General features: G+C 40.0%; 20 protein-coding genes. All 20 read right to left on the reverse strand.

Annotated elements, in window-relative coordinates:
- Window positions 1–6: 6 nt before the first annotated feature.
- Window positions 7–1,272, reverse strand: a complete 1,266-nt coding sequence (dapG, locus tag IEV52_RS11275; RefSeq protein ID WP_188402644.1) for an aspartate kinase — start codon at window positions 1,270–1,272, stop codon at window positions 7–9.
- 21 nt (window positions 1,273–1,293) lie between these two features.
- Complete coding sequence (asd, locus tag IEV52_RS11280) at window positions 1,294–2,337, reverse strand: aspartate-semialdehyde dehydrogenase (protein ID WP_188402645.1); 1,044 nt, start codon at window positions 2,335–2,337, stop codon at window positions 1,294–1,296.
- Window positions 2,338–2,495: 158 nt separating this feature from the next.
- Window positions 2,496–3,083, reverse strand: a complete 588-nt coding sequence (gene dpaB / locus IEV52_RS11285) for a dipicolinate synthase subunit B (RefSeq protein ID WP_188402646.1) — start codon at window positions 3,081–3,083, stop codon at window positions 2,496–2,498.
- A 5-nt stretch (window positions 3,084–3,088) separates the two neighbouring features.
- A complete protein-coding gene (gene dpaA, locus IEV52_RS11290; protein WP_188403889.1) occupies window positions 3,089–3,982 on the reverse strand; it encodes a dipicolinic acid synthetase subunit A in 894 nt (297 codons plus the stop codon).
- A 285-nt stretch (window positions 3,983–4,267) separates the two neighbouring features.
- Window positions 4,268–5,509, reverse strand: coding sequence for a M16 family metallopeptidase (locus IEV52_RS11295; RefSeq protein ID WP_188402647.1), 1,242 nt, complete (start codon window positions 5,507–5,509; stop codon window positions 4,268–4,270).
- A 78-nt stretch (window positions 5,510–5,587) separates the two neighbouring features.
- Window positions 5,588–6,562 (reverse strand): polysaccharide deacetylase family protein, encoded by a 975-nt coding sequence (locus tag IEV52_RS11300; protein ID WP_229754267.1) that lies wholly within the window; start codon window positions 6,560–6,562, stop codon window positions 5,588–5,590.
- 325 nt (window positions 6,563–6,887) lie between these two features.
- Complete coding sequence (gene pnp / locus IEV52_RS11305; RefSeq protein WP_188402648.1) at window positions 6,888–9,002, reverse strand: polyribonucleotide nucleotidyltransferase; 2,115 nt, start codon at window positions 9,000–9,002, stop codon at window positions 6,888–6,890.
- A gap of 194 nt (window positions 9,003–9,196) precedes the next feature.
- Window positions 9,197–9,466 (reverse strand): 30S ribosomal protein S15, encoded by a 270-nt coding sequence (gene rpsO, locus IEV52_RS11310; protein ID WP_066240919.1) that lies wholly within the window; start codon window positions 9,464–9,466, stop codon window positions 9,197–9,199.
- Between the two features lie 138 nt (window positions 9,467–9,604).
- The gene (locus IEV52_RS11315) at window positions 9,605–10,546 is read right to left on the reverse strand and encodes a bifunctional riboflavin kinase/FAD synthetase (RefSeq protein WP_188402649.1); all 942 of its coding nucleotides are present in this window, start codon (window positions 10,544–10,546) and stop codon (window positions 9,605–9,607) included.
- 24 nt (window positions 10,547–10,570) lie between these two features.
- Window positions 10,571–11,482 (reverse strand): tRNA pseudouridine(55) synthase TruB, encoded by a 912-nt coding sequence (truB, locus tag IEV52_RS11320; protein WP_188402650.1) that lies wholly within the window; start codon window positions 11,480–11,482, stop codon window positions 10,571–10,573.
- A gap of 104 nt (window positions 11,483–11,586) precedes the next feature.
- Window positions 11,587–11,970 carry a 30S ribosome-binding factor RbfA gene (rbfA, locus tag IEV52_RS11325; protein WP_188402651.1) on the reverse strand — a complete coding sequence of 128 codons (384 nt, stop codon included), beginning with the start codon at window positions 11,968–11,970 and terminating at the stop codon, window positions 11,587–11,589.
- Window positions 11,971–12,001: 31 nt separating this feature from the next.
- The gene (locus IEV52_RS11330; protein WP_188402652.1) at window positions 12,002–12,280 is read right to left on the reverse strand and encodes a DUF503 domain-containing protein; all 279 of its coding nucleotides are present in this window, start codon (window positions 12,278–12,280) and stop codon (window positions 12,002–12,004) included.
- Window positions 12,277–14,589 carry a translation initiation factor IF-2 gene (gene infB / locus IEV52_RS11335; protein WP_188402653.1) on the reverse strand — a complete coding sequence of 771 codons (2,313 nt, stop codon included), beginning with the start codon at window positions 14,587–14,589 and terminating at the stop codon, window positions 12,277–12,279. Before infB ends, IEV52_RS11330 begins: the two co-directional genes overlap by 4 nt.
- 15 nt (window positions 14,590–14,604) lie before the next feature.
- The gene (locus IEV52_RS11340; RefSeq protein ID WP_188402654.1) at window positions 14,605–14,910 is read right to left on the reverse strand and encodes a YlxQ family RNA-binding protein; all 306 of its coding nucleotides are present in this window, start codon (window positions 14,908–14,910) and stop codon (window positions 14,605–14,607) included.
- Window positions 14,907–15,173 (reverse strand): RNase P modulator RnpM, encoded by a 267-nt coding sequence (gene rnpM / locus IEV52_RS11345; RefSeq protein ID WP_188402655.1) that lies wholly within the window; start codon window positions 15,171–15,173, stop codon window positions 14,907–14,909. Before rnpM ends, IEV52_RS11340 begins: the two co-directional genes overlap by 4 nt.
- Before the next feature lie 20 nt (window positions 15,174–15,193).
- Window positions 15,194–16,297, reverse strand: coding sequence for a transcription termination factor NusA (nusA, locus tag IEV52_RS11350; RefSeq protein ID WP_188402656.1), 1,104 nt, complete (start codon window positions 16,295–16,297; stop codon window positions 15,194–15,196).
- A 19-nt stretch (window positions 16,298–16,316) separates the two neighbouring features.
- A complete protein-coding gene (rimP, locus tag IEV52_RS11355) occupies window positions 16,317–16,787 on the reverse strand; it encodes a ribosome maturation factor RimP (RefSeq protein ID WP_188402657.1) in 471 nt (156 codons plus the stop codon).
- 155 nt (window positions 16,788–16,942) lie between these two features.
- Window positions 16,943–21,244, reverse strand: a complete 4,302-nt coding sequence (locus IEV52_RS11360; protein WP_188402658.1) for a PolC-type DNA polymerase III — start codon at window positions 21,242–21,244, stop codon at window positions 16,943–16,945.
- 193 nt (window positions 21,245–21,437) lie between these two features.
- Complete coding sequence (locus tag IEV52_RS11365) at window positions 21,438–23,150, reverse strand: proline--tRNA ligase (protein ID WP_188402659.1); 1,713 nt, start codon at window positions 23,148–23,150, stop codon at window positions 21,438–21,440.
- Window positions 23,151–23,177: 27 nt separating this feature from the next.
- The gene (gene rseP, locus IEV52_RS11370) at window positions 23,178–24,440 is read right to left on the reverse strand and encodes an RIP metalloprotease RseP (RefSeq protein ID WP_188402660.1); all 1,263 of its coding nucleotides are present in this window, start codon (window positions 24,438–24,440) and stop codon (window positions 23,178–23,180) included.
- Window positions 24,441–24,444 lie beyond the last annotated feature (4 nt).

The following is a 24,444-nucleotide window of genomic DNA, read 5'->3' on the forward strand; positions in this document are numbered from 1 at the left end:
CACTCCTCAATACTCATTAAACTGCTGCTGAACAATTTCTTGTAAATTTGCAGTTAATCCTTCTTCATTCAGACGGAACGCAGAATGAAGAGCGTTAACTGATTCTATTAGATCTTCTTTTCTAACGAGTACCCAGATCGTTGTATGAGAGTCAGCTGACTGCAGAATTTGAATGTTTCTGCTTGAAAGAGATTCTACGATTGCGGCAGTTACACCTGGTGTCCCCGCTATTCCTGCACCGACAGCAGAAACTTTTGCACAGTCCCGATTCACTTCAGGTTCGTAGCCTAGCTCCTTTAATTTGGCAAGAGCCAACTCGGTCTTATCTTCCATAATCGTATATACTACACCTTTTGGGCTGATATTGATAAAGTCAACAGAAATCTGTTCCTGTGCCATCGCTTTAAATACTCTCGTATGAAGATCATACTGCCCGTCGTTGGCATATACTTTAATTTGCGTGATATTTGAAACATGCGCAATACCCGTGATGATCGATTCTTGTACGTCTTTTCCTGCAGGTCCCTTCATTGCAGATGTAACCAATGTTCCAGGAAGATCAGAATAAGTGGAGCGGATTCTTAAAGGGATTTTTGCCTGCATGGCAATCTCAACTGCACGGGGGTGAATGACTTTAGCCCCTTGGTAAGCCATGTTGCAGATTTCTGCATATGTGACCACTGAAAGGGGTCTGGCATCTTTCACAAGTCTTGGGTCTGCGGTCATAACACCTTCTACATCAGTAAAAATGTCAATGAACTCTGCTTCTAATGCTGCTCCTAAAGCTGAAGCACTTGTGTCGCTCCCGCCTCTCCCAAGTGTTGCGATGTCTCCAGACTTAGATTGCCCTTGAAAGCCGGCAACTACAACTACCTGGTTATTTTGAAGTTCAGACTTGATCCGGTCCACTTTCATATCTATAATCCTTGCGTTTGAAAAGTCATCATTTGTCCGGAATCCCGCTTGGGGTCCCGTTAAGGCTGCTGCAGAAAGTCCAGAAGCATTTAATAGTCCCGAAAACACAACAGAAGAAATAATTTCTCCACAAGATAATAAAAGGTCTTGTTCGCGGTTTGATATCTTATTTTTATCACCTAAAAGGCTTAAAAGTGTGTCAGTTGCGTATGGATCGCCAAAACGGCCCATCGCCGAAACTACACAAACCACTTTATACCCTTCATCAACCGCTTTTCGAATATGACGGACTGCTTCTAATCGGCCTGTATCTTCTTTTAAGGAAGTCCCCCCAAATTTTTGAACGATAATCTTCATGAATGCACCTTCTTTATAGAATTAAAGCAGATTTAATTTAATCAAACTCTCTGCGATCTGTACAGAATTATATGCAGCGCCTTTTAACAGATTGTCAGAAACAACCCACATATGATAAGCATTTTCTCGATCTAAGTCTTTTCGGATTCTTCCTACAAATACGTCGGGCAGTCCTGCAGCTAGTGCTGGCATCGGATAGATCTGTTCTTCTGGCTGATCTTGCAAGGTTACACCTGGTGCAGATTTTAGGAGTTCTCTAATTTCCTGAACAGAAGGATTGCCGCCTTCGAATTCTGCATATAAAGACTCAGAGTGACCCGTTTCAACAGGCAATCTAACACACGTTGCAGCGATCTCTAGGTTTTCTAGGTGCATGATTTTTTTCGTTTCATTCATCATTTTTAACTCTTCGAATGTATAGCCGTTTTCTTCAAATTTATCAATTTGAGGTACAGCGTTAAACGCGATTTGATAGTGTTTTTTGTCAGAAGCACAAGGCATGATCGAGGCCTCAAATGCTTCATCGTTTAAAATAGCTTTTGACTGTTCTTTTAATTCTTCAACAGCTTTGGCTCCTGCTCCTGACACCGCTTGATAGGTAGACACTATCACTTTTTTAAGTCCATATTTCTCGTGAAGCGGCTGCAGAGCAACCACCATCTGTATCGTTGAACAGTTAGGGTTTGCAATGATTCCATTATGATTTAATAGATCCTGCTCATTCACCTCTGGTACAACAAGCGGTACATTCGGATCCATTCTGAACGCACTCGTATTATCTACTACGATCGCACCTCTTTTTACTGCTTCATGAGCAAGTGCTTTGGATACAGAACCACCTGCAGAAAATAAAGCCAGGTCTACACCTTCAAAAGCTTCAGGTGTTGCTTCTTGAATGGTATGCGATTCTCCATTAAACGTGATGACCTGTCCTGCAGATCTTTTACTAGCAAGAAGCGACAACTTCTTGATTGGAAAATTTTTTTCACTTAATGTATTTAACATTTGCTGACCTACTGCGCCAGTCGCCCCTACTACAGCTACATGAAATGATTTTTGGCTCATTCTTTATTAACTCCTTTATTGTTTAAGGTTAGCTAGCTATAACACTACAACAGAAGGAGAAACACAAATTTATGGTTTCTCCTAGTTAATCCATATAATTTATCATATTTTATCATAAACTTTGAGGTTATGAACGGATTTTCTTCTGTTGTTTTGTTTTATTCTGCTAGCCTAAGCACTGGCTGTAGCTGCTTCCCTTGGAGCGCATGTTCGATCGTTTCAACCAATGTGTCCATGTGAGCCACTAAAGAGTTTTGTTTTTTCACTGGATCATCTTGGCTGAATGGAATGAAATAAATATTTTTTGTTGCCATCAGGCGCATAATATTAACACCATTTAAACCTAATCCGTCATTTGTGGATATGCCAAGTACAACTGGCTTTTGATTCCTAAGTGTTGCTTTTGCACCCATTAATACTGGTGAATCTGTCATGGCATTTGCAAACTTGCTGATCGAGTTCCCCGTAAGTGGTGCGATTACCATACAATCCAAGGGTGTTTTCGGTCCGAATGGTTCGGCTTTAACAATAGAATCTACAGGTTCGTTACCTGTGATTTCTTTAATTTTTTCTACCCATTCTCCTTCATCACCGAATCTAGTTGCTGTATGCTTGACAGTATGCGTAAAAAATGGTGAAACTTTAGCACCTAAATCCACTAATTTTTGAATTTGTGGAAAAACGGCATCATACGTACAATGAGAGCCGGTAAGTCCAAAACCTATATGTTTCCCTTCAAAATCCATAATAACTAACCCTCCCGCTTATAAAATTCATTGATCAGAAGCTGCGAAAGTACATTGGCGACAATTTTACCTGCTGTTTTAGGAGCAACAATCCCTGGTAATCCAGGAGCAAGCAGTGCTTTAATCCCGCGCTTCTCTGCATACCTAAAATCCGTTCCGCCAGGTTTTGAGGCCAAATCAACAATCAATGTATGTGATGGGAACTTAGAGATTACGTCAGCATTGACGATTTGAGTTGGAATGGTATTAATACATACATCAGTCTCATACACTTCATTTTTCAAGTTATCTAAATGAAAAGGAATCATTCCCATTTCAGTAATTCTAGCCATATGTTCAGATTTTCTGGCTCCCACTTTTACACGAGCACCCAATGCTTGGAATATTCGTGCCACACTCATTCCTACACGGCCAAATCCTAGAACCACTGTATTTGATTGATGGATGGTTATATCTGTGTGCTGGATGACCATCATGATCGTGCCTTCTACAGTAGGAATGCTGTTATAGATCGCAACATCATCTCTTTCAAATAATTTGGTCAGTTTTCTATTGCTGTTTAATGCGATCTCATTTAAATATGAGTTGCTGATTCCAGAATATACATGACAATGACTTTTAGTCTTTTTTAAATGCTCCTCAGTCAGAATCATTTTACGGTTAGAAAATATGGTATCGATCTCCCCCTTCAATCCCGTTCCACTTACAGGCAAAATAATGCTGTCTAACTTTGAAAAATCGACTTCATCTATATCCATTTTTGATGCTCCAGTGAAACCATGATCAAGCTGGTCATAGCCAATAAGTGTAAGTGTTGCATCTAATTCCGTTAATTTCCGAATAACTTCAAGCTGCCTCGCATCGCCGCCAAAAACAGCGATATGCAAATCCGTTAACATTCTTTCTCCCCTTTCTCCGTTGTTCCTATCTTGCAGGGGATTGCTATCCACGTTCATCATATTATGAACATCCCGCCTATCTGGTTACTCGAGGTACCCTTTCACAACGGCATCACGTATAAAAAAGAAAAAAATAAAATGCTGTTTACACGAACGATTCGTTTTTATCAACATCATTATATTCATGAGCTCTCCCTATGTTTGGGGAATTGAGTAAACCATCCGCCCATTTTTGTAAAATAAAAAAACCCGGAAAAGAATTCCAGGTTTTTTTGTTTTCCTATGTTATTGAAGTCCTTTTGGGAGCTCCCCTTGCGGACTTACTAATGAAGCAGAACATCCTTCACTAAAGATAGACTGGACCAATTGATCAACATCTTCTTTTGATACGTTATCGATTGATTCTACCATATCATCCAATGTACGGTGGTATCCTAGGATGAGCTCGTGCTTTCCGTTTCGGCTCATTCTACTGTTAGTGCTTTCAAGACTAAGCATTAGATTACCTTTGATCTGTTCTTTTGAATTCGTAAGTTCTTTGTCTGTGATTCCATTTTCTTTTAGATCATCAACGATATTTAAGATCGTTTCATACAGTTCATCTAACTGGTGAGGTGCTGTTCCGCCATAGATGGTAAAGATCCCGTTATCCTGAAAAGCGGAATGATATGAAAATACCGAATACGCTAATCCTCTTTGTTCTCTCACTTCCTGAAACAACCGGCTCGACATGCTTGATCCAAAAATATTATTTAGGATAATCAAGCTGTAGCTTCGCTTATCTTTTAGTGAAAGTCCAGGAAAACCTAGACATAAGTGAGCTTGTTCTGTTTCTTTCTTACGTGCGAGCTTTTCTGGATGAAACACAGGAGAATGGATTTCTGGCTTTGTTAGGCTGTTAGTCTTATAATTCCCAAACCACTTCTCAACATTTTGAATAAAAGATTCGTCGATGTTTCCAGCTACTGATATAACCACTTCTTCAGGTACATAGTGAGTGTTCATATAATCGCGAAGGGTATTGCCTGTAAATGTGTTGAGCGTTTCTTCGGTTCCTAAGATTGGATATCCGAGTTCATGGTTCTGAAAACTAGCTCGACTCAGCATATCGTGAACAATATCATCCGGTGTATCTTCATACATCTTAATTTCTTCAAGCACTACGTTTTTTTCTTTTAAGAGCTCACCTTCATCAAATGTTGAGTTAAAAAACATATCTGCTAAAACTTCAAGCGCATATGGAGCATGTGTATCCAGAACTTTAGCGTAATAACATGTGTATTCCTTCGATGTAAAAGCATTGACTTGACCGCCTATGCTATCAAAAGATTCAGCGATTTCCCTTGCTGTCCTAGTTTTTGTTCCTTTAAAGAACATATGCTCCAGGAAGTGAGAGATCCCATTGTTTTTTGTATTTTCAAACCTGGAGCCGGTTCCGATCCATACACCGATCGCTACCGATCGTACTGTTGGGATATTTTCTAAAACGACGCGTACGCCGTTTGAACACGTATGTCTATTTATCAAACTTGTTTCCCCCTAGCTGTCAGTTGTTCCACAATAATCATAGGAACAATATACCATTATCACAACTCGTACACAACTTTACTTGATTGTTTTTGGCAACAGCCTTTCTTCATCCATTAGATCAGAAACCGTTCCGATGCTGTATCCTTTTTCTTTAATTCCTTTGATTAATTTTTCCAGCCCAGCCGAAGAAGATGCTGTGGGATGCATGAGTATCATAGCACCTGGGTGCACCTTGCCAAGAACCCGGCTTACCATCTCTTCAGGATCAGGATTTCGCCAATCTATCGTATCGACTGACCATAGGATGGTTTTCATATCAAGGTCTGCTGCGATCTGAACAACATCGTTTCGATAACTTCCGCTTGGAGGCGCAAACCATTTTGGTGACTTATCAAGTGTTGCATGAATTACTTCATTTGTTTGTTTTAGTTCTTCCGTAATCCTGGCGTTCGTCATTTTTTTTAGATCTGGATGGGAATAGGCGTGGTTTCCAATCTCATGATCTTCTTCGGCAATCATTTTAGCTAAGGATGGATTTTTTTTTACCCATGAACCATCAAGAAAAAATGTTGATTTTACGTTGTGTTTTTTCATGGTCTGCAGCATACCTGGAAGATGCTCATTTCCCCAAGCCACATTCACTAATAGGGTTACCATCGGTTTTTCCGGATTTCCCCTATAGATAGGAGACGCAGGCAGATTATCTAAATGAACGGAAGGTTTGATTTGTTTTACTACTAATTTCTTTTCATCAAATTTATTTGCTTTCTTCATTGCTTTAAACGAGGCGTCCATATCAACAACAAGTCCATTATAACCGGGAGTGGCTTTCCAGACAGGGTCGATCTCTGCATTCTGCGGAGGTTTATTCAATTCTTTCGCTCTATCTTTTATCTGCTGATAGATAGAATTGGACTCCATTTGTGAAACAGCTGTACTTTGGGCTTTAATGCTCTCAATATAGGTGCTGGTAAATGGATTATGCACCGAAAATGCCGTAGCTGTAATGATTAAAATGACAATGGACCAGTGAAGAATTGTATTTTTCACGTAACTCCCTCCCTGTAACCAAGGTATGTATCTTTTGGACAGGTTAGAACGGCTTAAGGCGGATTAATCTTGATTTAATAGGCAGGCAGGCTTTTATAGTATGTGTTTTTTTATTTATTCCGCTTTCGCAATTTTTACCGAGAACAATCACCTTTACACTGATAGATATTGGTTATTTTCCCCGATAGTTTTAAGTTTTTTACTCATGAAAGACTGTTCTCCGCCGATTAGGTGTATGAAACTAAAAAAGACTGACCCGTAAGGACACACTGCGTGTACTTTCAAGGATCAGTCTATTTTTCATCATTTTATCTTATTATTTATATTAAGCGTTCTGCTGCTGCTCGTTCTTCGCTTTTTCTTCTTTTAGTACAACCTTGCGGGATAAGTTTACGCGTCCTTGGTTATCGATCTCCATTACTTTAACCAGAATCTCGTCACCAAGCTTCACTACATCTTCAACTTTTCCTACTCGTTCTTCTGCTAATTCAGATATATGAACGAGTCCGTCCTTACCGCTGAAAAGTTCTACGAAAGCACCGAATTTTTCGATGCGCTTAACTTTACCCATGTAGTATTCGCCAACTTGAACTTCACGAACAATATCTTCAATAATTTTCTTTGCTTTTTTGTTCATTGGTTCGTCAGTTGATGCGATAAAGATCGTACCATCTTGTTCAATATCGATTTTAACACCTGTTTCTTCGATGATCTTATTGATAATCTTACCGCTCGGTCCTATCACATCACGGATTTTATCCGGATTGATCTTCATTGTTAAGATCTTAGGCGCATATCGAGACAACTCTTTGCGGGACTCTGAAAGTGTAGAAAGCATAGACTTCAGAATGATCATTCGTCCTTCTTTTGCCTGCGTTAATGCTTCTTGAAGGATTTCACGGTTAATACCAGAAATTTTGATATCCATCTGAAGTGCCGTAATACCGTTCGGTGTACCTGCTACTTTAAAGTCCATATCTCCCAGGTGATCTTCCATGCCTTGAATATCTGTAAGCACAGTTACATCTTCACCATCTGAGATAAGTCCCATCGCAATACCCGCAACTGGCGCTTTTATAGGTACGCCCGCATCCATTAGGGCCAATGTACTTGCACAAATACTTGCTTGTGATGTTGAGCCATTCGATTCTAACACTTCAGAAACAAGACGAATCGTGTATGGGAATTCTTCTTCATTCGGAATAACTTGCTCTAACGCACGTTCTCCTAATGCACCATGACCGATTTCACGTCTTCCCGGTCCACGCATAAAGCCTGTTTCACCTACACTGAATGGCGGGAAGTTGTATTGGTGCATAAAGCGTTTAGACTCTTCTACTCCAAGACCATCAAGAACTTGCACATCGCCAAGAGCTCCTAAGGTACAAATACTTAATGCTTGAGTTTGTCCTCGTGTGAATAAACCAGAACCATGTGTTCTTGCTAAAATGCTTACTTTAGAAGAAAGTTTACGGATTTCATCTGTTTTTCTGCCATCAGGACGAATTTTCTCTTTTAAGATCAAGCGTCTAACTTCTTCCTTGATGAGCTTATGTAGAATTTCTTTCGCTTCGTTTGCTTTTTCTTCATCTTCTTCATAACGAGAAGTTACGTTAGCACTAACAGCATCAAGTGCTTCTTGTCTAGCATGCTTTTCAACTACTTTAACAGCTTCTTTAACATCGCTGCCGACAAATTCACGTACTTCTTGTTCAAGGTCTTTATCTAGCTCATGTAGAACAACTTCCATCTTTTCCTTGCCGATTTCAGCAACGATTTGTTCCTGGAATGCGATTAACTTCTTAATCTCTTCATGTCCAAACATGATCGCTTCAAGCATTGCTTCTTCAGAAACTTCTTCAGCCCCTGCTTCAACCATGTTGATCGCATGCTTCGTACCTGCGACTACTAACTGTATATCGCTGTTTTCATTTTGTTCAACAGTCGGATTGATTACAAATTCTCCGTTTATACGGCCAACTGTAACCCCTGCGATCGGTCCTTCAAAAGGAATATCAGAAATAGATAACGCAAGTGATGATCCGACCATTGCAGCCATTTCTGAAGAACAATTTTGATCAACACTCATTACTGTGCTGACAACCTGTACTTCATTACGGAATCCATCTGCAAATAATGGGCGAATCGGACGATCGATTAAACGGCTCGCTAAGACGGCTTTTTCACTCGGACGCCCCTCACGTTTAATAAATCCTCCAGGGATTTTACCTACTGCATATAAACGCTCTTCATAGTTTACTGTCAGTGGGAAGAAGCTTAAATTTTTAGGCTGTTTAGATGCCACAGCTGTTGAAAGAACTGCTGTATCACCATATCTGACCATTACAGCACCATTTGCTTGTTTTGCTAGTTCTCCGATTTCGAACGTTAGCGGTCTACCCGCCCAGTCCATTGTAAATGTTCGTTTTTGTTGATCCATTTTACTTGGTACTCCTCTCAACACTTAGAAAAATCCTATCCTATTATGGTTCTATTATATCCTAACGTTGTCCTTCCTAAAAAGAAAAACTCGAAAGAATTTAGTCAAACATACGAAGAATTAAATTTTTTCTGCATATAATGGATGAATGCTTGCAATAAAAAAAGCGGGAAAATATTTCCCGCTTTGCTGGATTAGCGACGTAATCCAAGTCTTCCGATCAATTCGCGGTAACGCGTGATGTCCTTGTTACGTAGGTACGTTAACAAGTTACGGCGCTTACCAACCATTTTCAATAGACCACGACGTGAGTGGTGATCTTTCTTGTGAGTACGCAAGTGATCATTCAACTCATTGATTTGTTCAGTAAGGATAGCGATTTGAACCTCTGGAGATCCAGTGTCCGTATCATGTACCTTATACTCGCTGATTAGTTCGTTTTTACGCTCTTGAGTAATAGCCATCCTTTTCACCTCCTTAAATTTAAAAACACCAATTACCGAGCAAACGTCGGTGACTCGATTTGCCAAGCAACGGTTTTTTGCACATTAAAAAATGTACATTTATTATCATAGACTTTTTAATAAATAATTGCAAGTTTTTTAATACATGGTTTGAATAATCTCTAATGTTTTACTTTTATCTGTATTCAATTGCTGTATAAGCTCGTCAATTCCACTGAATTTTTTCTCATCACGAATTCTCTTCAACCATGTAACAGAAACTGTCTTACCGTAAATCTCTTTATGGAAGTCAAATATATGCACTTCGAGTGAAGGCTTTTTTTGATCTTCCTTAAAAGTGGGTTTATACCCTACATTCGCCATCGCAAAGTATCTTTCGTTATCAATTGAAACCTCTACAGCATAAACACCGACTTTGGGAAGTGAGTATTCCTCCGTATCAAGGTTTGCAGTAGGAAATCCTATTGTACGTCCTCGTTTGTCACCATGTATTACCGTACCGTTTAGTTTATATCTGCGCCCAAGATAAGGAACAATCTCCTGTACACGTCCCTCTTTTAAAAATTGACGAATCAATGTTGAGCTGATCTTCTGACCATCTTTTTCAATCTTTTCGATTACAGTTTGAGCAAACTGACCATTTGATTCCTTGACCAAAGTTTCTACGTTTCCTTTTCCATACTTGCCGTACGAGAAATCAAAACCTGTAACAACATGTTGAACGTTTAGACCGATAATATATTGGTCAACAAATTCCTTTGATGAAAGAGACGCAAAATCATGATCGAATTTCACGAGATAAAAGCGTTTAACTCCCATGCTTTCTAATACTTTTTTCTTTTCTTCTAAAGGAGTGATATAAGTCCAGTTTTGATCTGCTCTGCCTAACACTACGGATGGGTGGGGATGAAAGCTCATGACAGCGGGAACAGCTCCCGCTTTTTCTGCAAGTTCCACAGCAGTGGAGATAACACGCTGGTGTCCAATATGGATTCCGTCAAAATAACCTAACGCCAGAATGGTTGGAGGAAGGCTTTCTTGTTTATAGTGATGCGGATGACTCATAACAATCGTTTCCAAAAACTCACCTACTAACTTCTTTCATTAATCAATGGCTAACACTTTAACCGGTTTAATTAAACCTGGCTTTGAAGGATGAAATTCGTAAATGGCTAGACATTTTCCTTCTTCATTATAAACACCAAACGGGCTTTGTTCCAACTCTTTTGGTGCTTCAAGAACAGAACCGTTTTTTATTTTGAATAACCATTCATCAGAAACCGTCCATTTCGGAAAATGAGCGATCCCCTTTTCTAAAGGTACCAGATATTCATCTAGTGGTATGTCGCCACTTTCAAGTTGTTCAAATGTAACACACTCATCAATAGTAAAAGGTCCTGATGCGGTTCTTATAAGATTAGACATGTGTGCCGGAAGCCCGAGCCTCTCGCCAATCTCAACTGCAAGCGTTCTAACATATGTACCTTTTGAGCATTTTACTCTGAAAGAAAATACAGGAAGCTCTTTAGTTAAAGTTTTATCACTATTTAAGAGTTCAAGTTCATGGATGGTTACTTTTCGCCTCGGTCTTTCAACTGATATACCTTGTCTCGCATATTCATATAATTTTTTCCCGTTTACTTTTACTGCAGAATACATAGGTGGAATTTGCTCTATTTCTCCAGTCATGGACTTTAAAATGTCTTCTATTACTTGAAAAGGAATGTCCTCAGTCACTGGTTTTTCTGATACTTTGGCACCGTGTGCATCTTCCGTTTCCGTTGAGAACCCTAAGGTAACTTCACCAATGTATTCCTTTCCATAATCAGACATATATTCAGCGATCTTTGTTGCTCTTCCTATACAAATAGGCAGAACACCAGTAACTTCAGGATCTAATGTACCTGTGTGCCCTACTTTTTTTGTTGAAAAAATACGTCTGATCTTAGCCACACAATCATGAGACGTCATACCGGCAGGTTTATTTAAAGCTAAAATACCTTGTCTGGCAGTCATATACAGCTTCTCCTTTTACACCTTACTGTTCAATATTTTAGATTGTTTATCTCTTTAAGCAAAAAATGGATAGACAATTAAGGTAATTGCCTATCCATTTGCTATTATGGTTTCGGATAATCTTCGTTTTCTTCGCTGTCCTCATCATCACGTTTAATGTCTGATAAAAGACTTTCGATTTTGCTTCCGTAATTTAATGATTCATCAAACTTAAAAAAGATGTCTGGTGTCTTTCGCATGCGTATACGTTTTCCGATTTCAGTACGTATAAACCCTGTTGCTTTCGCAAGGCTTCTGAGTGTTTGTTCTTTTTGCTCAGCATCACCAAAAACAGAAACATACACGGTTGCCTGCTGTAGATCACCTGTAACATCGACCGCGGTAACGGTCACAAAACCTACGCGGGGGTCTTTGATTTTCCGGCCTATAATATCACTAAGCTCTTTTTTCATCTGTTCCCCGATACGATTGGAACGGATTGTGCCCATTTTAATTACACCCCGTTTCTTGCCACTTGCCTTACAGCCACTCGATCATTGAATGTGTTACTTCCAGTTCAGTAATCGATGTAATAATCGCAAGTGCTCTTTGCAATTCTTTTTCTGCTATTATTTTGTCCGAAGAAACGGTAACCATACTTATCTCAGCACGCTGCCATAAATCCTGATAATTTGTCTCTGAAACAGCTACATTTAAGCGTTGACGAATCCTGTTTACCGCTTTTTGGACAACTGAACGCTTATCTTTTAACGACTGTGCTTCATAGATGAAAAACTCAACCGTTAAATAGCCGATCATTGTACTTTAATTTCTTCCATAATATATGCTTCAATGATGTCGCCTTCTTTAATATCATTGAACTTTTCTAAAGTAATTCCACACTCGTACCCTGCTGAAACTTCTTTTGCATCATCTTTAAAACGTTTTAGTGCATCAATCTTACCTTCGTAAGAAACGACACCATCACGAATTAAACGTACTGTAGAATCTCTTGTAATCTTACCGTCTGTAACGTAACAGCCTGCAATCGTACCAACTTTAGAAACTTTAAAGGTGGTTCTAACCTCTACTTGGCCAATAACTTTTTCCTCAAACTCAGGATCAAGCATACCTTTCATCGCTGACTCGATCTCTTCGATCACATTATAAATAATGCGGTGAAGACGAACATCAACTTTCTCAGCATCTGCTGTACGCTTAGCTCCAGCATCAGGACGTACGTTAAAACCGATCACGATTGCGTTTGAAGCAGATGCAAGCATGATGTCATACTCGTTGATCGCTCCCACACCAGAGTGAATAATTTTAACTTTTACGCCTTCAACATCAATCTTTTGAAGTGATCCTGCAAGAGCTTCAACTGAACCTTGAACATCACCTTTGATGATAACATTGATTTCTTTAATGTCGCCTTCTTTAATCTGGTTAAAGAGGTCATCAAGATTTAATTTAGAAGATTCTTTACGTTGTGCATCTTGCTGCTTCTTAAAGCGAGACTCTCCAACTTGACGAGCTTTTTTCTCATCTGCAAAGACCATGAACTGATCTCCTGCTTGAGGTACATCGTTTAGACCTGTGATCTCAACTGGTGTAGAAGGACCAACAGACTTAACTCGGCGTCCAAGATCGTTAACCATTGCACGGACACGTCCATAAGTGTGACCGACTACAATCGGGTCACCAACGTTTAACGTACCAGTTTGAACAAGAAGTGTCGCTACAGAACCACGGCCTTTATCAAGCTGTGCTTCAATAACAGTACCAACAGCTGTACGGTTTGGATTCGCTTTTAATTCTTCAACTTCCGAAACAAGGTTGATCATTTCTAGAAGATCATCGATTCCGTCGCCTTTAATCGCTGATACATTTACAAAAATGGTATCTCCGCCCCAAGCTTCTGATACAAGTCCATGTTCAGTAAGCTCCTGCATAACACGGTCTGGGTTAGCAGATTCTTTATCCATTTTGTTAACAGCTACGATGATTGGCACTTCGGCCGCTTTTGCATGGTTGATCGCTTCAACCGTCTGAGGCATAACACCATCATCTGCAGCTACAACAAGGATTGTAATATCTGTTACTTGTGCACCACGAGCACGCATCGTAGTAAACGCAGCGTGTCCAGGAGTATCCAAGAATGTAATTTGTTTACCGTTGTTTGTGATTTGGTATGCACCGATATGCTGAGTGATTCCGCCTGCTTCACCTGCTGTTACCTTTGTGTTGCGGATGGCATCTAGAAGTGTTGTTTTACCATGGTCAACGTGTCCCATGATCGTTACAACAGGTGGACGAACTTGAAGGTCTTTTTCTTCATCAACGATTTCGTAGTTTTCGAATTCTGTTTCATCCACGATGATTTCTTCTTCTACCTCAACATCATAATCAGCTGCAATCAACTCAATTGCCTCTTTATCAAGTTCTTGATTAATTGTTGCCATGATGCCAAGACCCATTAATTTCTTAATGATCTCAGAAGTATCTTTGTTTAATTTTTTTGCAAGCTCACCTACTTGAAGTGACTCTGTAAAAGTGATTTTGCTTGGCGTTTCAAGAACTTTTTTCTGTGGAGCTTGCTGCTGGTTCCCGCCGCCTCTATTTTGTTTGTTTCTGTTTTGATTTTTATTGTTGTTGTTTCTGTTGTTATTGTTGTTTTGATTTCTGTTGTTGCTGTTTTTGTTTTGATTGTTACTGTTCTTGTTTTGATTGCTGCTGTTTTTGTTTTGATTGTTGCTGTTTTTATTGTTCTGGTTGCTTTGGTTACTTGAATTAGTGGACTTTGGTCCTTTAGATTGTGACGAGTTATTGTTCTCTTTTTTTATTTTCATATTACTCTCTTTTTGAACTTCCTTTTTATTAGATTTGGTGTCGTTACCAGAGTTGCTATTTTTCATATCTGTTTTAGGGAGTTGATTTTGATTTGATGGTTTTGTTTGATCTTTGTTTGCTTTTGGACGATATGCTTCGTCCAATTTTTTAAGAGCTGCCTGATCAATCATAGACATATGATTCGCCACATGAACATCCATGGTTTTCAGCTTTTCGATAATGTCTTTACTTTGAACATTTTTCTGTTTCGCATATTCGTATACGCGGATTTTACTCATATGTTCACCCCCGAGTTAGTGATCAAGAAGTTCCTTCAAACGCTTTGAAAATCCTTGATCATTTACAGCAACTACAACTCGTTGCTCTTTACCAATGGCCTTACCTAAAATGTTTCGATCCTCAATCCACACAAGATCGATTTTATAGAAAAGGCATTTATCAGTAACTTTTTTCTTTGTATTTTCAGAAGCATCTTTTGATAGCAAAACAATTTTGGCATTTTGCTTTTGTATGCTTTTAACAACTAATTCTTCACCGGATATGACTTTACCGGCTCGTGCTGCTATTCCAAGAAAGTTTTCCCAAGGAGTTGGTTTCAAGATGTATGACTTCCTTTTTCAAGCTGTTCATATAAGTCAGCTGGTATCTTTGTTTTCAAATGTGACTCAAGAACCTTTTTCTTTTTTGCTTGCTCAATGCAAGCAGGTTCATGACAAAGGTAGGCTCCTCTTCCGGATTTTTTCCCAGTAATATCTACAGAGACTTCTCCTTCAGGTGAGCGGACAATACGTGTTAATTCTTTTTTAGCCTTCATCTCTTGACAGGCTACGCATTTTCTCATAGGAATTTTGCGTGTTTTCATTGTCTCCACCTCGTCTTTTCTTACTCTTCGTCCTCATCAGTATCATCAAAAAAATCACTGCGAGTATTTGCAGGATTGTAAACACCAGATTCTACTGCTTCTGATTCACTCTTAATATCAATCTTCCAACCTGTTAACTTTGCAGCTAGACGAGCATTTTGACCTCTCTTGCCAATTGCTAGTGAAAGCTGATAATCAGGAACGATGACAGTCGTCATCTTTTCTTCTTCATTCACTTGCACTTCTAGCACTTTAGCTGGACTTAAAGAATTTGCAACATAAACGACTGGGTCTTCACTCCAGCGTACGATGTCGATCTTTTCGCCGTTAAGTTCGTTTACGATCGTTTGTACACGTGCACCTTTTTGTCCCACACAAGATCCGACTGGATCTACTTCTGGGTCTGCTGCATACACTGCAATTTTTGAACGGTCTCCCGCTTCACGTGCGATTGATTTGATCTCAACCGTACCATCATAGATTTCCGGAACTTCAAGCTCAAACAATCGTTTCAATAATCCTGGGTGGGTTCTGGAAACCAAGATTTGAGGTCCTTTAGTCGTCTTTTCAACCTTTGTGATATACACTTTAATACGGTCGTTCGTTGTATGGGATTCTCCTGGCATTTGTTCTGCAGCAGGCAATAGCGCTTCTACTCTGCCTAGGCTTACATACATATAGCGGTGGTCTTGCCGCTGTACGATCCCTGTAATGATATCTTCTTCACGGTCAATAAATTCTGAAAAAATAATGCCGCGTTCTGCTTCACGTACGCGCTGTGTAACAACCTGTTTCGCTGTTTGAGCAGCAATACGTCCAAAGTCTTTTGGTGTCACTTCTTCTTCTACAATATCATCTAGCTCATAACCAGGGTTGATCGCTTGTGCTTCAGCAACTGAAATTTCTTGACGATCGTCTTCAACCTCTTCAACCACATTTTTTCTTGAGAAAACACGGATACTTCCTGTGTCTCTGTTAAAATCAACACGAACATTTTGTGCTTGATGAAAATTACGCTTATAAGCAGAAATAAGGGCTGCTTCGATCGCTTCAATAATAACTTCTTTACTAATCCCTTTTTCTTTCTCCAACAATGTAAGTGCATCCAACAACTCGGTACTCATTTCTTTACTCCCCTCTTCATTAAAAAACAACCGCAAGACGGGCATTTGCCACTTTTGAATAAGGCAATTCTACCTTTTTGACTTGCGTCTTTACTCTAATCTCCATGAACAGCGTTTCACCGTCAAAGTCTTTTAAGAGTCCTTCAAAAACTTTTTCACCATTAATAGGCTCGTAAAGTTTTATGTTTACATTTTTCCCGATAGCTTTTTTAACATCTTCAGGTTTCTTAAGCGGTCTTTCAACACCTGGAGAAGACACTTCTAAAAAGTAGGGCTGTTCGATCGGATCAAGTTCATCTAACTTTTCACTAAGCTGTTCACTGACAGTCCCGCATTCTTCAATATCAACACCACCCGTGGAATCGATATATACACGGAGAAACCAGTTTTTACCCTCTTTAACAAATTCAACGTCAACAAGTTCAAGTCCTAGTTTTTCAACGATTGGGGTTACAAGCTCTGATGTGAGCTCTGTAATCTTCTGACTCATTGCTGCCCTCCTTCTAACTGAATGACCTTAAAACGTAACGAAAGAGTGGGGAGCCCCACTCTTTCGTCGACAGTTATTCATTCAACAGTATTTCCAAAAATAATATACCATAACCAATAAAATACTGCAACTTTCTTCCTGCTTTTGAGCCTTTGTTAAAAGAGGGAAAGCTGGTTTGCATCAGGCAATCCTTCAAGACATCCTTGATCATCTAAATACTCAATAATAGTCTTAGATAGTTTTGCACGCTGCTGAAGGTCTTCTTTTGATAGAAACTCTCCTTCTTCTCTTGCTTTTACTATGTTTAACGCCGCATTCGTACCGAGACCTGCGATTGAATTAAACGGAGGAATAAGCGTATCACCCTCAACTAAAAAGTCAGTTGCGCTTGAACGATATAGATCAATCTTTTGGAAAGACATCCCTCTTTCACACATTTCTAACGCAAGCTCCAATACGGTCTGCAGGTTCTTCTCTTTTGTGGAAGCATCAAGCCCTTTTGCTGAGATCTCTTCAATCTTAGCACGAAGAGCCTTTGATCCTCTGACCATTGATTCTACATCAAAATCATCGGCTCTTACAGTAAAGTAAGCTGCATAGAACCAGATCGGATAATGTACTTTAAAATATGCAATACGGACAGCCATCAATACATAAGCAGCCGCATGGGCTTTAGGGAACATGTACTTGATCTTTAAACATGATCCAATATACCAATCTGGCACATCGTTTTTCTTCATCTCTTCGATCCACTCATCAGGAAGCCCTTTACCTTTACGGACACTTTCCATGATCTTAAAGGCGAGTGATGGTTCAAGGCCTTTATAGATGAGGTAGACCATAATATCATCACGGCAGCCGATTACATCTTTTAGTACACACGTACCGTTTGCAATAAGTTCGTTTGCGTTGTTCAGCCATACATCTGTACCATGTGATAACCCTGAGATCTGAACAAGTTCAGAAAACGTGCTCGGCTTTGTTTCTTCGAGCATCTGGCGAACAAACTTCGTTCCAAATTCCGGTATACCTAGTGTACCGGTTTTACACATGATCTGTTCTTCGGTAACACCCAAAACATCTGGTCCTGAAAAGATCTTCATAACCTCAGGATCGGAGGCTGGGATCGTCTTCGGATCGATCCCGCTCAAGTCCTGAAGCATACGGATCACAGTTGGATCATCGTGACCAAGAATATCAAGTTTTAACAAGTTATCATGTATGGAATGGAAATCAAAGTGTGTTGTCTTCCATTCTGACGAACTATCATCTGCCGGGAACTGAACCGGACAGAAATCATAAATATCCATATAATCTGGAACAACAATAATTCCGCCTGGATGCTGTCCGGTCGTTCTCTTAACACCTGTACATCCTGAAACGAGGCGGTCTACTTCTGCAGAACGAATGGTTAAGTTATTGTCACCCGCATATCCTTTTACATATCCGTATGCGGTCTTTTCCGCAACCGTACCGATCGTACCTGCACGATATACATAGTCTTCACCAAAAAGTTCTTTCGTGTAATTATGCGCTCTTGGCTGATATTCTCCCGAGAAGTTCAAGTCGATATCCGGTACTTTATCTCCCTTGAATCCAAGAAACGTTTCAAACGGTATATCCTGTCCATCTTTTATATAAAGAACATTACAGGATGGACATTCTTTATCTGGAAGGTCAAACCCTGATCCTACTGAGCCGTCATTAAAGAAGTGCGATTCTTTACAGTTCGGACACACATAATGCGGAGGCAGCGGGTTTACTTCTGTAATTTCTGTCATAGTTGCTACGAATGATGATCCTACCGAACCACGTGAACCTACAAGATATCCATCTATCAGCGATTTCTTAACGAGTTTATGAGAGATCAGATAGATTACAGCAAAACCGTGTCCAATAATGCTTGTGAGTTCTTTTTCAAGTCTTTTCTCTACTAATTCAGGAAGGTTCTCCCCATAAATGCTTCTTGCCCTGTTATAACTCATCGAACGTACTTCATCATCCGCACCTTCGATCTTAGGTGTATAGAGGTCATCAGGAATCGGCTTGATCTCGGCAATAGAATCGGCGATTTTTCTGGTGTTTTCACTTACTACCTTTTCAGCTTTTTCTTCACCTAAGAAAGAGAACAGATCCAGCATCTCATCTGTTGTTCTGAAATGCACTTCAGGAAGAGTTTGCCTGTTCAGCGGATTCGCACCACCTTGTGATGAAACTAGAATCTTACGGTAGATTGCGTCTTCAGGATTTAGGTAATGTACGTTTCCAGTCGCTACTACTGGTTTGTCTAGTTTTTCACCAAGCTGAACAATATTGGAAAGGATCTCTCTCAAATTCATCTCATCAGCTACAAGCTCTCTTTCAATGAGATGATAATAGTTGCTTGGCGGCTGAATCTCTAGATAATCGTAAAATTCCGCGATCTTTTCTACTTCTTCGATCGGCTTTTGCATCATGCCTTCAAAAACTTCGCCTTTGTCACACGCGGATCCAACCAAGATGCCTTCCCGATATTTACTGAGGCGGGAACGCGGAATCCGCGGTGTTCTGTAAAAATAAGAAAGATGTGATTCAGAGACGAGCTTGTATAGATTTTTAAGGCCTTCTTGTGTAGCTGCTAAAAGAATGCAGTGGAATGGTCTGGATCTTTGAAAACCACCTTGACCCATGTTATCGTTCAGCCGGTCATGATAGAAGATCTCTTTTTCAAACGTCTCTTTCAATAGCTTCCATAAAAGGTAGCCGGTTGCTTCTGCATCATATATTGCGCGGTGATGCTGTGTGAGTTCAATGTCAAACCTTTTACAGAGTGTATTCAATCTATGATTTTTCAGCTGTGGAAGCAAGAATCTAGCAAGCTCTAGTGTATCTATGACCGGGTTCTTAGCCTCACCCAAGCCTATCTTACGCAATCCTTCATTAAGGAATCCCATATCAAAGCTCGCATTATGAGCAACAAGAATGTCATCACCCATAAATGTATGGAAATCACGCAGAACCTCTTCAATTTCAGGAGCATTCTCGACCATATCATCTGTAATTCCTGTTAATTCAATGGTCGTTTGTGATAATGATTCGTGAGGATTAGCAAATGCTTCAAAGCGGTCAATGATCTCTCCGCCTCTAATTTTTACCGCTGCAAGTTCGATGATTTTATTATACACGGCTGATAGACCGGTTGTTTCGACATCGAAAACGATATAGGTTTCTTCAGCTAGTTTTCTAGGTGCTTCATTGTAGGCAATAGGTACACCATCATCTACAAGGTTTGCTTCAAGTCCATAAATGATTTTAATTCCGTTTTTCTTACCTGCACTGTATGCCTCAGGAAAAGATTGTACGCCCGCATGATCCGTAATAGCGATCGCAGGATGACCCCACTTTTTTGCTTGCCCCACAAGTGAGGAAACGGAAGATACCGCGTCCATCTGACTCATTGGTGTGTGAAGGTGAAGTTCTACACGCTTTTTATCTTCATCGGCATAATCTTTTCTAAATTCCGGTTTGATCTCATTAATGTCATTTGCGATCATTACGAGGTCTCTTACAAATGTATCGTTTTGAATACCGCCTCTTACCTTTAGCCACATTCCTTTTTGAATACCTTGAAGGATGGGAATGTCTTCTTTATCACGCGAGAAAATTTTAACCAAAAGTGAATCTGTATAATCAGTAATCTTAAATGTTAATAACGTACGCCCGCTTCTGAGCTCTCTTGTTTCAGCGTGAAATACATAGCCTTGAATCGTAATACGGCGCTCTTCATCTTGTATGGTTTGGATCGGAACCGGCTCATCGTTAATAGAATAACCAATCATAATATCCGTTCTTGCTGCAGGGCCATCCGCTTTTTTGGCTGCTTTTTCTTTTTCAACGAGAGCTTCCATCACTTTATGCTGATCTTCTTGTTTTCGCTGCTCAATAAACTTCTGGAAATCTTCTTCAGAATGTTTGACAACCGTTTTAACCATGACAGAATGAAATCCAAAATGACTGTACATGTCTTTAATAACAGGAGAAAGTTTTCTCTGCACGAGTGTTTCTTCTGCATCATTTCTAACCGTTAAACTCAAAAAGTTCCCTTCTGCTTCCGGATCTTGTGTGGAAAGCATGCTGCCGAGACTCGGTCCAGCAGACTCAATTAACTTTTCTTTACACAACGGCCAATAGGCTAAGAGCTCTTGGGTCTGAAAGCTTTCGTTCGTTTGAAATGAAAAAGTGACTTTGGCTATATGTTCAAATGTTTGACGAAGACTGGAACTGAACCACGCGTAATTTTCAGGAGTAAGCGGACGGTTTATACCGATAGAAAAGTGCCAGCTTCTAGTTGCTTTATCAATCGTAAGTTTTTCTATGCGGCCTCCTGAAAAACCGCTCTTCATCTCTTCAGGCATTCCTAGTTGTTCTAAAAGAAGCGACAATCGTTCTTCTCTAATTTGATGATCATTCCCGCTCATAAGAACCTCCTTTTAAAGGGGTTTGTTCATGCTTTAATGTAAACTTGGCTTACGACTGTTTTGGACGCCAGCCTCTGTTGATATTATACTATAACCTTTACTTGTATCGATGTCGTTTATCATTTTATCTGTAAGTTATATTATCGTAAAGAAAAAAAAGAAAGGCACCTCATGATCCGAGGTACCTCCTCTGTTAATTTGAAAGTTTATCCCACTCTTGTCTTATGAAACTGATAAGTTCTGACACAGGTACTTCAAAGGATTCGCCACTCTTGCGTATTTTCACTTCGACGATTCCTTCCCCCGCTCTTTTTCCAACCATTACCCGAATCGGCAAACCGATTAAGTCACTGTCAGCGAACTTTACCCCAGCACGCTCTGGACGATCATCATATAAACAATCAAATCCATCATTTTTCATCTGATCGTACAATTCATCAGAAAGTGCTGCTTGTTCTGCGTTCTTACTGTTAACTGCAATAAGATGAACATCAAAAGGTGTTATGGATAAAGGCCAGATCAAGCCTTTATCATCATTGTTTTCTTCAGCAACAGCAGCTAATGTACGTGATACACCAATTCCATAACAGCCCATTGACATGATTTGGTTTTTACCATTTTCGTCTAGATAAGCTGCTTTCATAGGCTCACTGTACACTTTTCCTAACTTAAATACGTGGCCAACTTCAATACCTTTTGCAAAAACGATATTACCTTTTCCATCTGGAGACAAGTCGCCCTGTACAACAAATCGAAGGTCTGCTGTTTGACTGTATTCAAAATCTCTTTTTGGATTAACATTCACATAGTGAAAACCTGCTTCGTTTGCTCCGCATACGGCATTGACCATGAACGGTACAGCTTGATCTGCAATAATCTTCACATCACTTGTCACGGAAACAGGTCCGATGGAACCGGGCACTGTATTTAGCCATTTTTGCGCTTCTTCTTCGGTTGCCAATACCACATCAGTCGCTGATAGTTCATTTTTTAATTTGATCTCATTGACTTCGTGATCTCCTCGAACAAGTACCAATACAGGGTGTTCATCAGCTATATAAAGCAATGACTTAATAATTTTATCAGATGAGATATTTAGGAACTTAGAAACTTCTTCGATACTTTTTGCCTGTTTTGTTTCTACTTTCTCAAGCTCTAATCGTTCCTCAGATGAATGTTGTTCAGCGAGGAGTACGGGAGCCATCTCAATATTAGCCGCAAAATCTGATTCAGTCGAGTATGCGATCAGATCTTCACCAATATCAGATAGTACCATGAATTCATGATTATCTTTTCCGCCAATCGCACCTGAATCAGCTAAAACCGCACGGAAGTTTAAGCCACAGCGGCTAAAGATCGCTGAATAAGCATCTTTCATCGTTTCATATGTTTCGTCAAGGCTTTCTTGCTTATCATGAAAAGAGTATGCATCTTTCATAATAAATTCACGGCCGCGAAGAAGACCGAATCGAGGACGCTTCTCGTCTCTAAATTTTGTTTGGATCTGATAGAGGTTCAGTGGGAGCTTCTTATAAGACTTCACTTCATCACGGACGATACTAGTAATGACCTCTTCATGTGTAGCTCCTAGAGCAAAATCACGCTCATGACGGTCTTTCAGTCTCATTAGTTCTGGTCCGTAGCTGTACCATCTACCACTTTCCTGCCATAGTTCTGCTAGCTGAAGCGCTGGCATCATCATCTCCTGTGATCCGGCACGATTCATTTCTTCACGTACGATATTCTCAATTTTATGAAGTACTTTTTTCCCCAATGGCAGGAACGAATAGATACCTGCTGCATTCTGACGGATAAACCCTGCTCTTAAAAGAAGCTGATGACTTTTAACATCTGCATCTGCAGGCACTTCCCGCAATGTTGGTATAAACAACTGACTTTGTCTCATAATCTCTACTCCTCAAATAATCCCTAATTAGCCAAGAAAAATTTTCTGGATATCATTCCATGTTACAACTAGCATCAATAACATCAGGAACGCGAATCCGATAAAGTGCACCATACCCTCTTTTTGAGGATCGATCGGTTTTCCTCTTAACGCTTCAACTCCTAAGAAGAGAAGTCGTCCGCCATCGAGAGCAGGCAGTGGCAATAAGTTAAAAATTCCTAAGTTGATGCTCAGAATAGCCGCCCATTGTAAGAGCATATAAACACCAGCTTTTGCAGCCTGGTCTGTATATTCATAAATACCTAGCGGACCAGAAAGCTGATCGATGCCATGCTGGCCTGTCACCAGCTGGCCAAGTCCTGTAAAAATAGCCGTTGTCATAAACCACGTTTGTTTCGCACCGTATTGAAGAGAACCTGCAAACGAAGATTCAGTAAAAGGATGTGCTCCTATGAAGCCTTCGTTTTTATCTTCAGGCCCTTTTCTTGTACCGAGCGTTACAGGAACGACTCTTTCTTCACCGCCGCGGTTAATAGTAAACATCAGCTTTTCTCCAGGGTTCTGCTGAATAACAGAAACAAGTTCTTTCCAGTCATCCATCTTTTCTCCTTGAACAGCTATGATCTTATCCCCTTTTAATAACCCAGCTTTATCAGCTGCTGCTCCTTCTTGAAGTGTCCCTAGTCTAGATTCGTTCGTTGGAATACCTTGCATGAGAGAAAAGGCAACAAGGATGACAAACGCAAGCAAAAAGTTCATAGCAGGGCCAGCAAAAATAGCAAGTGTTCTCTGCATGATGGTCTTTGATCCGAACTGCCTATTATATGGCGCGATCTGCATCTCTTGATGGTCTGCCACAAAAAGTGCATCCTCTTTTACTTGATAAGTAGAAGAACCTGTATCTTCATTCTCAAAACCAGTTAAGTATAAATCTCGCTCTAAATCTGCTTTTTCAATGGTTATCGTTTTTTGTACGGGATATTTATCGCGATGATTAACAATGATTTTTTCAACTTCATTAGCATGATTAAAGATTAATCCAACTCTGTGACCTGCCTTAAGCTCGATGCCTTCAGGATCTTCACCAGCCATTCGGACAAATCCTCCAAGAGGCAATAGACGAATCGTATAGACCGTTTCCCCTTTTTTGAAGGCAAACACTTTCGGGCCGAATCCTATTGCAAACTCACGGCACAAGATACCAGCACGTTTTGCCAGCAAGAGATGTCCAAGTTCATGAAAGAAAATTAAAGCCCCTAAAATGATGATAATGGCTATCACAGTGTTCATTTCC

The sequence above is a fragment of the Fictibacillus barbaricus genome (assembly GCF_014635025.1).
Classification (GTDB): domain Bacteria; phylum Bacillota; class Bacilli; order Bacillales; family Fictibacillaceae; genus Fictibacillus; species Fictibacillus barbaricus.